A 13,338-nucleotide genomic window follows, 5' to 3' on the forward strand; every position below is an offset into this window, starting at 1 on the left:
TTATATGTAATTGTACCGTTCTGTGATCTACTTCACTGTGAGAAGGTCGTCCACTGACTTTCTAGGCGGCATCTCCGGTGCAAATGCAGGATAACCCATAGCCACAACTGCGGCAACGGTCTGTCCATCAGGAATACCAACTATCTCTCCTACCTTTGCATCGTCAAATATTCCGAGTATGACTGTTCCAACGCCCTTATCATGAGCGGCAAGACAGAATGTCTGGGTTGCTATACCGGCATCGAACATCTCCCACTCGCTGCCCTTGCTTGTGCTGAACTCTCCTGACTTCTCATAGCCACATATTCCGTCCTTCTTGGTGACTATCATGAGCTGCTTCGCTCTGCTGACTGTCTTCTGGTTGAGAGGGAAATCCATAACGCCCTCTGCAGCTATCTTAGCGATGATCTCCGGATCCTCCACAAGTGTATATCTGATAACCTGTGTATTCTTCCATGATGGCGCATATGACGCCAGCTCAACAATCTCTCTGACTGTGTCAACACTCACCATCTCATCTGTAAACTTTCTCACACTTCTTCTGGTCTTGATACATTCTACTGCGTTCATACAATGTCCTCCTGGTGTAAAATCTTATAATAATCCCTGGATATATAATATCCCGCTCGTGAACTTGTCACCGACGTTATTCACGTAATTCCTGTATTCCTTATAGTCTATATAATACTTCTTTCCCCATGAAGATACAACAAGATATTCTCTTCCTTTTATGGTGCACACTCCTGTAACAGTCACATAATGTGAGTGGACATTCTCCCTGATGGAGCTCTTCAGCTCACCGTCCTTGTCCACATAAAGGCTGATACCCTTCTTGCCAAATGGATTGTATCTGTTAGGTCCTATGGCCAGTATGACCGGCTTATTCTTTCTTATGAGATGTCTTATATCTCTCAGCATCGATTCATCGGACTGCATCATCTTCCACTTTGCCTTGAGCCCTATGTCGTTCAGCATGAAATATCTGTTCATCGTATGCTTGAGTGCTATTCCCAGCATACCCTTGTGCATGAGAAGTATCACGTAGTGCACATAGAAAAATCTCACATACTCAAGATAGTCATGCTTGTTGTATAAGCCTTTTGGCTTGTTGATCTTTCGGATGGCATCGGTCATCATATTCGGATTCTGCTCAGCAAGATACATCGTGAGGTCTGCCATGGCTATAACACCACATCCGACCTTCTGCATCTTCTTTGACTTTGACCAGTTCTGATTGCCACCGTAGCTCACCAGATTCAGATTCTTTATCTTCACATAATCTCTATTAGTTAAATATACATCTTCCATTGTTAGTCCTTTCCAGCGCTATGTGCGCCATATGCCTGAAGTCATATATTAGTCTGCTCGTCTTTGCTATAGATTATATCATGAATCGCAATCCACATCAAGCATTCTTAACTGTGTTAAGTAGTTTTAAAAACTACATTCGTTGTTTTTTGATTATTTTCACTTTACTTTTTGCCGGTGATTTGTTATAAGATTATATGAGTTGGATAAGTGATCGCGGCTGCATTTTTGCAGGTGAGGAAAGTCCGGGCTTCACAGGGCAGGATGCCGGATAACGTCCGGTGGAGGCGACTCCCAGGCCAGTGCAACAGAAATATACCGCCATATTCGTATGGTAAGGGTGGAAAGGCGAGGTAAGAGCTCACCGCTGCCATGGTAACATGACAGGCTCTGTAAACCCCATCCGAAGCAAGACCAAATATAGCTTCTGCAAAGGAGCTTGTGGAATGATACAGTTGCCCGCTGCATTCCAGGTAGGTTGCTTGAGTTTTATGGTAACATAAATCCTAGATAGATGATCACTCTCGACATAACCCGGCTTACAGTCCAACTCATTCCCTTTCATAGTATTTTTCTTATATTTTGAACAAAAAATACGGCACGGAGACATTTGTTTTGCCTCTGTGCCGTATTTTTGTATTGTTGGTTATTCTTTATCCTTGTGTGAACCTTCATCATATCCTGAAGCATCCGCCACCTATAAATTCTCTGAGTATGGAATTTGCTGGTATGTATTCTGTGTCTATGTCGTGGAACATATCTATCAGACGCAGAAGTCTCGCCGCATCCTGGTAATGCTCTGAAGTCTCATCTACCCCGAGCAGCAATGGTCTCGCCTCACGCCGTATGGCGGTATATTCGTACAACAGTCCCGAGTTAAACATCTCATCAGCCTCGCTCTCATATGGGAAGATATATTTCTCCTCTCCCCTTCTGACTGAGCTCCACATGGAAAGTGTCTTCTCCACATCGTTCCCTCTGGTCCTGCTGTCTCTGACTATTCTCCTGAGCAGTCTGCTGTCTATGGTTGAAACCTTTGCCGGCTCGCCGTCCTCACCTTCAACGTACAACTGATTAAGGGGACTTATGTATATCTTGTACTTGTCTTCATCCGCCAGTCCGTATGTCATCTTCGGGTTAAGCGAATGGATTCCTTCCATGATGATAACATCATTTTCACCTATTTTGAGAAGGTCCCCATGATATTCCCTCACTCCGGTCTTGAAGTTGAAAACCGGAAGCTCTATCTCTTCACCGTCCAACAGCCTTGTCATATCCCTATTAAGTGTTTCAAGATCCATGGCCTCCAGGCACTCGAAATCATAGTTGCCATTCTCATCCTTAGGATTGTCTTCACGGTTCACAAAATAGTTATCCGCAGCTATCGCATGTGGTCTGAGTCCCATGGCACGAAGCTGGATACTGAGTCTGTGGGAAAGTGTTGTCTTGCCCGCCGAGCTCGGCCCGGATATCAGTATTATCCTACGCTTCTGTTCGGAAACTTTTCTGGCTATCTCATACATGCAGTTACTCTGCATAGCCTCGCATACCAGTATGAGCTCCAGTCCCTTTCCTGAATCGATCATCTCGTTCAGCCTGTCGATCGAATCGATACCGACTTTCCTCGCCCACTCCTTTGCAGTTGTCTTTAATGATGTTATACTTCTCTGCTCATCACCCATATAAATATCTACTCCATATCCGATATAAGTCTCAATGCCTCTTCCATGCATTCCTTTTCATGTGTGAGCTCACCGGCACGCCGTCTGGCATTGACCGTATCCACCTTCTTCAGTCCATCAAGGACTTTTCCGGTCGAATCAAGCTTATCCCTCAGATACTCTCCGAGGATCTTGTCATGATTATGTATGAGGTAATATCCGTATTTATAATATACTTCATCCATGGCTGACTTATTACCAAAATCCTGTGCTGTCACATCCACGTTCAGTACAACGTAGTATTTGCCAGCATCTATCAGCATTTTTTCCTCTGTGATCTTCCAGCCATTCTCTGCGATGTACCTTCTCAAATGCTCTGTCTCCGACTGGGGCTGCAGCACGAGCTGACCGGCTGACTGTACCACATCCATGCCGGCTTCAAGTATATCCGTTATGAGGATTCCTCCCATGCCGGCTATTATGATGGAATCCACCTCACCCGGAGATATGGTTGCAAGTCCGTTTCCGAGTCTCAGATCAATACGGTCTGTCATATTCCATCTGGCTATATTATCCCTGGCTATAGCACACGGACCGGTTCTAACATCTGATGCTATGACCCGGTCCGATATGCCATTTGCCACAAGGTATATGGACACAAATGCATGGTCGCATCCAATATCACACACTCTGCCGCCGGGCTTTACCATGTCGGCAACAGTCTTCATACGAAGTGACAATTCTATATCTTTCATAATTATTATCCTCGCACCATCCATGCCAGATCGCGCGGTCCTCTCTGCTAGTTATACAGGAAATCCTTGAGCTTTCTGCTTCTGTTAGGATGTCTCAGCTTTCTGAGCGCCTTTGCCTCGATCTGTCTGATACGCTCTCTTGTGACATTGAACTCCTTGCCGACTTCCTCAAGGGTTCTTGGTCTTCCGTCATCCCATCCAAATCTGAGCTTTATAACTCTCTGCTCTCTCTCTGTAAGTGTGCTGACTACCTCGTCGAGCTGCTCGTGCAGCAGTGTCTGGTTTGTCGCCTCAACAGGTGTAGGGATACTCTCATCCTGTATGAAATCTCCAAGATGGCTGTCCTCCTCCTCACCGATAGGAGTCTCCAGTGATACAGGCTCCTGTGCGATCTTCATGATCTCCTGAACTCTCTCCTTTGGAAGTCCCATAACCTCTCCGACTTCCTCTGGAAGCGGCTCTCTGCCGAGCTTCTGAAGCAGATCTCTGCTCACTCTGGTAACCTTGTTGATGGTCTCAACCATATGAACCGGGATTCTTATGGTTCTCGCCTGATCTGCGATGGCCCTTGTGATGGCCTGTCTGATCCACCATGTCGCATATGTTGAGAACTTGTAACCCTTTCTGTAATCAAACTTCTCCACGGCCTTGAGCAGACCGAGGTTACCCTCCTGTATTAGATCGAGGAATAACATTCCACGTCCAACATATCTCTTGGCTATACTTACAACAAGTCTGAGGTTGGACTCAGCAAGCTTCTTCTTTGCCATCTCATCGCCTGCCTCCATTCTCTTGGCAAGCTCTATCTCCTCCTCCGCGCTGAGCAGAGGCACCTTTCCTATATCCTTCAGGTACATCTTGACAGGATCCTGTGTTGTGCTTGATATATCACCTGTATCTGTGAAATCTATCTTCTCAACATCCTCGCCCTCAGCGATCACGTCCTCGTCAAGTGTTGGCTCCTCCTCATCGTCATCTGTTATCTGAAGTATGTCCACACCGTTCTTTTCAAGGAAATTGAAGATCTTCTGCATGGTATCCAGATCAAGGGCAACCTCCTTGAGATCGTTAAAATGCTTGATGAGCTCTGTGTCCTCTATAACGTTCTTCTTGCTGTGAGCTATGTCAAGCAATTCCTGAAGCTTTGTGTTGAACTTTGCGTTGATCGCATCGTCCTCACTCACCTTGATCATATACTTGTCTTCATTTGAATTGATCGCATCCATTGTACTCATATCTTTCCTCCACATAATGTATTGTTTATTTCTTATAAAATAACTTTAAACTTTTCTATCTTTTTCCTGTCCTTGATGAGCTGCTGAACCTTCATCATGTCATTCTCGCTCTCAAGCTGTTTTTTTATGCTGGCAAGCTTTATCTTTTTCACGACCTCGGTTATGGCATTGCCAACCTCCTCCTCGGTCATGTCTATCGCCAGATCTGTCTGGAGCATGCCTGCCACCAGTCTCTGTTCCTCCACATCCTGGAATGTGTTCACCACCACAGCGGGCTCAACCTTGTGCTTCTCCCTGTACTGTGAGTACAGCTTGTCCGCTACGGTCCGGTATATTCCCGGCTCAAAGTCCGCCTCACTCACCACGCCGTCAAGTCTGGCAAACAGCTCCGGCCGGTTCACAAGCCATGTGAGCAGCAGCTTGGCGGTCTTATTATCCTTTGTCTCAGGTCTTCCCGGAGCTCCCGCGCTCTGGTCTCCCGGAAACTCTTCATAGCCCTGCTGTTCCTGGAGTCTGCGGGTCTCCCGCTCCACTATCTCCGGCTTTGCCGTGCCCGCAACACCGTAGGCATGTACCTTCGCGGCAAGGGCATCCTTGTCGATCACATATTTCCTCGCTATGGCATCGACATAATTATTTCTCTCCAGGTCGTCCTCAATATATGCCAGTTCCCTCGCTATCTGGTTCTGGAACTTGGTCAGCTCACCCGGATCGCTCTGGTCATATTCCTCAGAATATATCCTTGCAAGGAACATCATTCCGCTCTCAGCTTTCTTTATCCTCTCCTCAAATGCCTCGCTTCCAAGGTTCTGTATGAACTCATCGGGATCCTTGTACGGTCTCATATTGATGACCCTTGCGCCGACTCCGACCTCCCGGAGAATTGCTATGACCTTCTTCGTCGCCTCCACGCCTGCGCCGTCACTGTCGTACGCCAGATAAACCTCATCGGCATATCTCTTTATTATCCCAGCATGTCCAAATGTAAATGCCGTTCCAAGGGACGCCACGGCATTGTCAAATCCTGCCTGATGCATGGAGATGACATCCATATATCCCTCACAGCATATAAATCCTTTTCTCCTGCTCCGCCTTGCTATGTTCATGGCAAACAACGTATGGCTCTTGTCGAACACCGCGGTATCACTGGTATTTATATATTTCGGTTTTCCATCGCCCATGACTCGTCCGCCAAATGCGATGACCTTGCCGTTTATATCCAGTATCGGGATCATGGCTCTGTTCCAGAACTTGTCCACACCGCCTTCCTTCTCGCTGATCTCAACAAGTCCCGAGCCCTTCATCTGGTCATCTGTATATCCCTTGCTCTTCAGATACCTGTACAGATCATCCCTGTATATATCTGAATATCCAAGCGCAAATTTATTTATCGTCTCATCAGAGAGACCTCTTGTCTCGTGAAAATACTCATAAGCCTTCTCACCATGCTGGCTGTGCTTCAATATATAATGAAAATATGCAGCCGCAGTCTTGTTCATCTCCCTGAGCGTTATCTTATACTGCTCCCTCGACCTCTCCTGGGCGTTCATGGACTTCTCAGGGAGCTGTACTCCAGCCCTCTCCGCAAGTCTCTCCACAGCCTCCGGGAAATTGAGGTTCTCATATTCCATGACAAATGTAAACACGTTGCCACCGACTCCGCAGCCGAAGCAGTGATACATCTGTTTTTCCCTGTTGACCTTAAATGACGGAGTCTTCTCATGGTGGAACGGACAGCATGCCTCGTAATTCGCGCCCTTCTTCTTAAGGCTTGCGTAGCTTCCGATAACATCCACTATATCATTTCTTGACAAGACTTCATTTATCACGTCATCCGAATAATACAATTCGATTCCTCCTGTTTGTCAGGTATGCTCAGACCTTCCAGGACTTCGGTATATATATACTCTTAAATGTCTCTATCGCATAATTGTCTGTCATACCAGCTATGTAGTCGCACACGACTGTCTTGGGATCCTCTCCCATATATATCATCTCAACACATTCATTTGTCAGCCTGCTGGCGTCCTCAATGAAGTATTCATACAATATCCTCAGCATCTTGTCGGCCTTGAGCTCCTCGCTCTTGGCTATCGGGTTAGTGTAGAGATATCTGAACATGTATGTTCTCAGCTTCCCCAGAGCATCCCCGATCTCCGCCGACATACCGACATAATCCTTGTCCTGACTCGTATTTATCACATCATGTATGAGACAGTTCAGTCTGGTGCGGGTATTCTTCCCGAGAATGTCGGTGATATTGGTCGGAAGATCCTCCTCCTTCAATATGTTACCCCTTATCGCATCATCTATATCATGATTGACGTACGCTATCTTGTCCGCCAGTCTCACACACTGTCCCTCCAGCGTATGCGGAGTGCATGATGTCTTATGGTTTAGCATTCCGTCCCGGACCTCCCAGGTGAGATTAAGTCCCTCACCACGGTTCTCAAGACGTTCCACAACCCTTACGCTCTGAACATTGTGGCTGAAATTATTGCCCGCGCAGGCCGCAAGTGTCCGCTCACCGACATGTCCAAATGGCGTATGTCCCAGGTCATGTCCCAGCGCTATCGCCTCCGTCAGATCCTCGTTAAGCCTGAGTGATCTGGCTATCGTCCTTGCTATCTGCGACACCTCCAGAGTATGGGTCAGTCTGGTCCTGTAGTGATCATCACCCGGCGACAGAAATACCTGAGTCTTATGCTTAAGTCTCCTGAACGCCTTGCAGTGGAGTATCCTGTCCCTGTCTCTCTGGTAGACCGTTCTGAGGTCGCACTGCTCCTCCGGTCTGTCACGTCCTGTGGACTGATCACTGAACGCCGCATATCTGCTGAGCACTTCGTGTTCCCTTTTTTCCTGCTGTTCCCGTATCGTCATAGAATCTCTCCTATCACATGATCAATATTTCTTACCACACATTTTTATTATTCTCCGTTTTTTCTCAAAATCCTTTTTTATTTTTCAAATTTTCTGATGAAAGAATGACATGATAGTAAGTATAGTGATATACTTATATAAGATTTTTGAGGTGAATGACATGTTTGATTTTGAAGAAGAACTTAAGAAGCTCCCCCATGTCCCAGGAGTATATCTCATGCACGATTCGGGGGATCATATTATATATGTAGGAAAAGCCATAGATCTGTACAACAGAGTACATCAGTATTTCCAGACCGGCTACAAGAAATCCCCGAAGATTCAGAAGATGGTATCCCATATTGCATGGTTTGAATATATTGTCTGCGGTTCAGAGATCGAGGCTCTCGTTCTAGAGTGCAACCTTATAAAGGAGCACAGACCGCATTACAACACCATGCTCACGGATGACAAGGGTTATCCCTATATCCGCATTACTGTGGAGGAGGATTACCCGCGCATACTGTACAGCCATCAGATGAAACGGGATCACTCCAAATATTTCGGCCCATACACCAATTCCAAAGCGGTGAAGGATATCATAGAGCTGCTGAAAAAGCTGTATCACATCAGGAGCTGCAACAAGGTTCTGCCAAGGGATATGGGCCTTGAAAGGCCCTGCCTGTATCACCAGATAAAGCAGTGCATGGCGCCCTGTCAGGGATATATCTCCAAGGAGGATTACAACAAAAATGTCCAGGATGCCATAAGCTTTCTGAACGGCAACCACGGTCATGTGATCAGGGATCTCGAAAAGCAGATGAAGGAGCTGGCCGAGGATATGGAATTTGAACAGGCCGCCGAGATCAGGGATCTGATAAAGAGCATCCATCACATTGAGTCCACCCAGAGAGTCGGTGACACAAGCGCAGACGACAGGGATGTGATCGCCATGGCCACCGATCTTGGAAATGAGTGTGTCATATCCATATTCTTCATAAGATCCGGCAAGATGATCGGCAGGGAACACTACCACATGAGCGGCGTAAATGCTGAGGCTTACAGCACGATCATGGAGTCTTTTCTCAAGCAATACTACGCTTCCACTCCATATCTGCCAAAGGAGATCATTATCGAGCAGCAGATCGAGGACTACAAGGTCATCGAGGAATATCTGAGCGCCCGCCGGGGAAGTCAGGTACACATCATTGTTCCCCAGAAGGGAGACAAGCAGAAGCTTCTCAAGCTGGCAAAGGACAATGCTTTTCTGGTCATGAACCAGGATGCCGACAAGCTCAAGCGTGAAAAGGAGCGCACTGAGGGTGCGGCAAATGAGCTGGCACAGCTTATCGGAGTTTCATCCGCAAGACGCCTTGAAGCATTTGATATATCGCATATAAGCGGCTATCACTCCGTGGCATCCATGGTGGTATTTGAAAACGGACGCGCCAAGAAGAATGACTACAGAAAGTTCAAGCTCAGGACCATAGACGGGCCGGATGACTACGCGAGCATGAGGGAGGTACTCACAAGAAGGTTCACAGACGAGCGGTTTAATATCTACCCTGATGTACTCATGATGGATGGCGGCCGGGGTCAGGTCAACATAGCTCTGGAGGTTCTTGACGAGCTTGGTCTCAACATCCCGGTATGCGGAATGGTAAAGGATGACCACCATAGAACCAGAGGACTCTATTACAACAACAAGGAGATAGATTTCCCTGCAAATACACAGGCCTTCAACATGATAACAAGACTTCAGGATGAGGCCCACAGATTTGCAATCGAGTACCACAGAAGTCTCAGAAGCAAATTCCAGATCCACTCAGTTCTGGACGATATTGAGGGCATCGGTCCGGCAAGGAGAAAGGCTCTTCTGGCATACTTCAAGGACATAGACAAGATCCGTGCCGCCAGCATTGCTGATCTCGAGATCCCGCAGGGAATGAACAAGACTGCAGCCACTGCGGTATATAACTTTTTCCACAACGATAAACAGATGTAACGAGGATTTTATGATGGAATACAACTTTTTTGCACTTATATCACGAATGAAATATATTGACAGATGGGCACTCATGAGGAACAACCGCGAGGAGAATCTGTGTGAGCACTGCCTGGAGGTGAGCATGATAGCCCACGCACTGGCAACCATCGGCAATGTACGCTACGGCAAGACTCTGAACGCCGAGAGAGCTGCACTCATAGGTCTCTATCACGATGCATCGGAGATCATCACCGGCGACATGCCGACCCCGGTGAAATACTACAACGATGATATCAAGACAGCCTTCAAGGATGTGGAAGATATCGCATGCCACACACTTCTTGACAAGCTGCCGGGCGATCTCAGACCAGCCTATGAACCGATATTTTTTAAGGATGCCGACGACGAGAACGATGTATATCTCTGGAAGCTCGTCAAGGCGGCTGACAAGCTGTCCGCCCTGATCAAATGCATGGAGGAGACAGGATCGGGAAATACCGAGTTCTCCAGTGCCATGGGTACGATCATGAATTCCGTGTCACAGATGGCTGAGACTTATCCTGAGGTAAACGACTTCGTGTGCGAGTTTTTACCGGCATACGGCAAGACCCTGGACGATCTTCAGCAGATATAATCTAAAGCAGATATAGAAAAAAGAGAAGCCGGAGCTTTTTGCCAGCCCCGGCTTCTCTTTTTTTGATCTTATTATTGTTTTAATTTTATTCCTGTTCAACATTTTGTTCAGCATTTTCAACTCTGTTGAATATCTCCATGAACTCCTGGCCTGTTATCGACTCCTTCTCTATCAGATACTGTGCGATGGCATCCAACGCATTCATGTGCTCTGAGAGAAGCTTCTTGGCCTCATCATATGCCTTCTTGAGCTGATTCCTAATCTCCTCATCGACCTTTGCAGCAGTCTTGTCTGAACACTGGAGCACTGCATTTCTGTCGAGATATTTTCCCTGAACAGTCTCAAGCTGCATGAGTCCGAACTTGTCTGACATTCCATACATGGTTATCATCGCTCTCACTGTCTTGGTCGCCTGCTCTATATCATTTGCCGCGCCGGTGGTCACTGACTCGAATTTCAATTCCTCTGCAGCTCTTCCGCCGAGGGTCGTCACAATGTTCGCCTCAAGCTCAGCCTTGGTCTCCATATACTTCTCTTCCTCAGGCACCTGCCATACATATCCCAGAGAACCCATCGTTCTAGGAACTATTGTAATTCTCTGAACAGGCTCAGTGTGCTTCTGGAGAGCAACCAGAAGAGCATGTCCAACTTCATGATATGCAACGACCTTCTTCTCCTGGTCGCCTAGCAGCTTGCCCTTCTTCTCTTTTCCTGCAAATACAAGCTCCACCGCACCAATCAGATCAGCCTGTGAAACCATGCTCCTTCCGGATCTGACTGCAGTGAGCGCCGCCTCATTTATTATGTTGGCGAGATCTGCTCCAACCGCACCTGCTGTGGCAAGCGCAAGCTCACGGAGATCCACAGTCTCATCCATCTTGACATTTCTGGAGTGTACCTTCAGCGTGTCTATTCTACCCTGAAGATCCGGCTTCTCAACTATTACTCTTCTGTCAAATCTTCCCGGTCTCAGGAGTGCCTTGTCAAGTGTCTCCGGCCTGTTGGTCGCAGCCAGTATCACTATTCCCTTGGATGTGTCAAATCCATCCATCTCGGCAAGAAGCTGGTTCAGTGTCTGTTCTCTCTCCGAATCACCGCCCCTCACGCTGTCTCTGCTCTGGCCTATGGCATCTATCTCGTCTATGAATATTATACAAGGAGCCATCTCAGATGCCTGTTTGAACAGATCTCTGACTCTCGATGCTCCGACTCCCACGTACATCTCCACGAAGCTTGATCCCGACATGGAGAAAAATGGCACGTTTGCCTCTCCGGCAACAGCCTTTGCCAGAAGTGTCTTTCCGGTTCCCGGAGGGCCGACCAGCAGTGCTCCCTTTGGAAGCTTTGCACCTATAGCCATATACTTCTTAGGGTTGTGAAGGAAGTCGACCATCTCAGTCAGGGATTCCTTTGCCTCATCCTCTCCTGCAACATCTGCAAATGTGACTCCGGTCTTCTTCTCCATATATACCTTGGCATTTGATTTGCCAAAGCCCATCATTCCGCTCCGCCTTGTCACTAACGAGAGGAACAGATAGAATGCAGCTATCATGACCACATATGAGAGTATCGTTCCGACCATGGCTGAACCGCTCTCGTCTTTGCCCTTGTATGTTGTGGCATACTTCTCATGGGCTGTCTTAAGTCTGTCTGCCAGCTTATCGTCGCTTATCCTCACTGTCACATAGGTGTTCTTATCCAGAGTGCCGTCAGACTCCTTTGAGGTAAATCTGATCTTTTTGGCATATATCTCCGCATTGTCCACCTCTCCCGAATCCAGCATCTCCACAAATCCGCTGTACGGGATCTCTTTTTTCGTTCCATTTGTGATCTTGTCATATGCTCTCCAGCACAGCAGTGTCAATATCACCGAGATGACAAGCAGAACCATGACATTCCTGTTTTTGCCTTTGTTGCCATTATTCTTGTTGTCGTCATTCTTGTCGTTTTGTTCTTTGTTGTAATCGTTATTCAACACGTTTCTCCTTTTACTCTGATATGGATATCCCATTTATCCATCTATGACTTTACCGCCTAACAAATTATAAGTCAAGTAAACTGTTTGTATGAAATTGTCTTTATTGACATTACGGGGGCTCCGGGGGTACACTTTTTTACAAATTGACAAATATATTCTATATGGGAGGGCTGCAATGCCGGGATACATAATACACCTGTGCGAGGGCAGATACATCGCAGATAAACTTCATATTTCAAAGGAATCCCAGCCGGAGCTGCTGAATGATTTCCTGCTGGGCTGCGTTCTTCCAGATGCGGTTATGGACAAAGCCCTGACACATTTCAGGCCGGAATGGCAGAACGATCTCATAACAAAATATCCGGACATCGATCACATATTGTCAGAATATCCAGTGGAAGCTATGACACCTGCCGACCTTGGCATACTTGCCCATCTCATGATGGACGCCGCCTATGTGGAGGAATTCTGGCCGCAATATTTTCAGTTTGAGGCAGGCGATAACACTCCCACCTGTGTGACACGCGACATAGACCATGTCCGAATGCACGAGCTCAGCATGCAGCCGGAGGGAAGGAGCATCCCATTCCGGGATTTCTTCTCAGAACAATTTTTCTACGGTGATTACAATGTGACAAATCCATTGTTTATCAGGGATTTCTCACCAATCATACCGAAGGTTTCATCACCTGATATGACCATAAAAAAATGTCTATGTTTCTCACAGAGCAGACTGCAGAATGATCTCGACTCATTCACCTCCATAGACACCGATGTAGGCAATAATACAACGAATGTATTTCCATATAAAGCACTTAAGGACTTTATCATCTCTCAGGCGGACAGATTCCTCCGCCTCATAGATAACAAAAAAGCATCCACCAGATAAGCCTGTTTCCAGGCTCACCCGGTTGGATGCTT

General features: G+C 47.0%; 11 protein-coding genes and 1 other RNA gene. 4 read left to right on the forward strand and 8 right to left on the reverse strand.

Going from position 1 to position 13,338, the window contains the following annotated elements; genetic code table 11:
- Window positions 1-27: 27 nt before the first annotated feature.
- Window positions 28-570 (reverse strand): nitroreductase family protein, encoded by a 543-nt coding sequence (locus AB5150_RS11360; protein ID WP_015533958.1) that lies wholly within the window; start codon window positions 568-570, stop codon window positions 28-30.
- Window positions 571-594: 24 nt separating this feature from the next.
- The gene (locus tag AB5150_RS11365) at window positions 595-1,308 is read right to left on the reverse strand and encodes a hypothetical protein (protein ID WP_055223258.1); all 714 of its coding nucleotides are present in this window, start codon (window positions 1,306-1,308) and stop codon (window positions 595-597) included.
- A 198-nt stretch (window positions 1,309-1,506) separates the two neighbouring features.
- On the opposite strand from AB5150_RS11365, the gene rnpB reads away from it, so the two are divergent.
- An RNA gene (rnpB, locus tag AB5150_RS11370) (RNase P RNA component class A) lies at window positions 1,507-1,866 on the forward strand.
- A gap of 116 nt (window positions 1,867-1,982) precedes the next feature.
- On the opposite strand, the gene AB5150_RS11375 is transcribed toward rnpB, so the two are convergent.
- The 5 genes from AB5150_RS11375 to AB5150_RS11395 all read right to left on the reverse strand — a co-directional run bounded on the left by AB5150_RS11375 (window position 1,983) and on the right by AB5150_RS11395 (window position 7,839).
- Complete coding sequence (locus AB5150_RS11375; RefSeq protein ID WP_015533961.1) at window positions 1,983-2,990, reverse strand: uridine kinase; 1,008 nt, start codon at window positions 2,988-2,990, stop codon at window positions 1,983-1,985.
- Window positions 2,991-2,998: 8 nt separating this feature from the next.
- Window positions 2,999-3,724 (reverse strand): class I SAM-dependent methyltransferase, encoded by a 726-nt coding sequence (locus AB5150_RS11380; protein WP_117875429.1) that lies wholly within the window; start codon window positions 3,722-3,724, stop codon window positions 2,999-3,001.
- Between the two features lie 47 nt (window positions 3,725-3,771).
- Window positions 3,772-4,917 (reverse strand): RNA polymerase sigma factor RpoD, encoded by a 1,146-nt coding sequence (gene rpoD / locus AB5150_RS11385; RefSeq protein ID WP_117549470.1) that lies wholly within the window; start codon window positions 4,915-4,917, stop codon window positions 3,772-3,774.
- Between the two features lie 74 nt (window positions 4,918-4,991).
- Complete coding sequence (dnaG, locus tag AB5150_RS11390) at window positions 4,992-6,806, reverse strand: DNA primase (RefSeq protein WP_022216125.1); 1,815 nt, start codon at window positions 6,804-6,806, stop codon at window positions 4,992-4,994.
- Window positions 6,807-6,834: 28 nt separating this feature from the next.
- Window positions 6,835-7,839 carry a deoxyguanosinetriphosphate triphosphohydrolase gene (locus AB5150_RS11395; protein ID WP_022216126.1) on the reverse strand — a complete coding sequence of 335 codons (1,005 nt, stop codon included), beginning with the start codon at window positions 7,837-7,839 and terminating at the stop codon, window positions 6,835-6,837.
- A gap of 160 nt (window positions 7,840-7,999) precedes the next feature.
- On the opposite strand from AB5150_RS11395, the gene uvrC reads away from it, so the two are divergent.
- Together uvrC and yfbR are read left to right on the forward strand one after the other, a co-directional pair.
- Window positions 8,000-9,823 carry an excinuclease ABC subunit UvrC gene (gene uvrC / locus AB5150_RS11400; RefSeq protein ID WP_368291881.1) on the forward strand — a complete coding sequence of 608 codons (1,824 nt, stop codon included), beginning with the start codon at window positions 8,000-8,002 and terminating at the stop codon, window positions 9,821-9,823.
- 13 nt (window positions 9,824-9,836) lie between these two features.
- Window positions 9,837-10,439, forward strand: coding sequence for a 5'-deoxynucleotidase (gene yfbR, locus AB5150_RS11405; protein WP_055147010.1), 603 nt, complete (start codon window positions 9,837-9,839; stop codon window positions 10,437-10,439).
- Window positions 10,440-10,524: 85 nt separating this feature from the next.
- Here yfbR and ftsH read toward each other — a convergent pair whose 3' ends face one another.
- On the reverse strand, window positions 10,525-12,330 hold the full coding sequence (ftsH, locus tag AB5150_RS11410; protein WP_055147076.1) for an ATP-dependent zinc metalloprotease FtsH: 1,806 nt from the start codon (window positions 12,328-12,330) through the stop codon (window positions 10,525-10,527).
- A 262-nt stretch (window positions 12,331-12,592) separates the two neighbouring features.
- On the opposite strand from ftsH, the gene AB5150_RS11415 reads away from it, so the two are divergent.
- Entirely contained in the window at window positions 12,593-13,306 is a 714-nt protein-coding gene (locus AB5150_RS11415) for a hypothetical protein (RefSeq protein WP_055147013.1), read from the forward strand.
- Window positions 13,307-13,338: the final 32 nt, after the last annotated feature.

It is taken from the genome of Coprococcus sp. RTP21281st1_F1_RTP21281_210402 (genome assembly GCF_040915325.1).
GTDB classification, from domain to species: Bacteria; Bacillota; Clostridia; order Lachnospirales; family Lachnospiraceae; genus Coprococcus; species Coprococcus aceti.

What these genes read in the sequence shown, in the direction of transcription:
- uvrC (WP_368291881.1), top strand. Translation starts at nt 8,000, where the DNA reads ATGTTTGATTTTGAAGAAGAACTTAAGAAGCTCCCCCATGTCCCAGGA.
- yfbR (WP_055147010.1), top strand. Translation starts at nt 9,837, where the DNA reads ATGGAATACAACTTTTTTGCACTTATATCACGAATGAAATATATTGAC.
- rpoD (WP_117549470.1), bottom strand. Translation starts at nt 4,917, where the DNA reads ATGATCAAGGTGAGTGAGGACGATGCGATCAACGCAAAGTTCAACACA.
- AB5150_RS11415 (WP_055147013.1), top strand. Translation starts at nt 12,593, where the DNA reads ATGCCGGGATACATAATACACCTGTGCGAGGGCAGATACATCGCAGAT.
- AB5150_RS11365 (WP_055223258.1), bottom strand. Translation starts at nt 1,308, where the DNA reads ATGGAAGATGTATATTTAACTAATAGAGATTATGTGAAGATAAAGAAT.
- AB5150_RS11380 (WP_117875429.1), bottom strand. Translation starts at nt 3,724, where the DNA reads ATGAAAGATATAGAATTGTCACTTCGTATGAAGACTGTTGCCGACATG.
- AB5150_RS11395 (WP_022216126.1), bottom strand. Translation starts at nt 7,839, where the DNA reads ATGACGATACGGGAACAGCAGGAAAAAAGGGAACACGAAGTGCTCAGC.
- AB5150_RS11360 (WP_015533958.1), bottom strand. Translation starts at nt 570, where the DNA reads ATGAACGCAGTAGAATGTATCAAGACCAGAAGAAGTGTGAGAAAGTTT.
- ftsH (WP_055147076.1), bottom strand. Translation starts at nt 12,330, where the DNA reads ATGGTTCTGCTTGTCATCTCGGTGATATTGACACTGCTGTGCTGGAGA.
- AB5150_RS11375 (WP_015533961.1), bottom strand. Translation starts at nt 2,990, where the DNA reads ATGGGTGATGAGCAGAGAAGTATAACATCATTAAAGACAACTGCAAAG.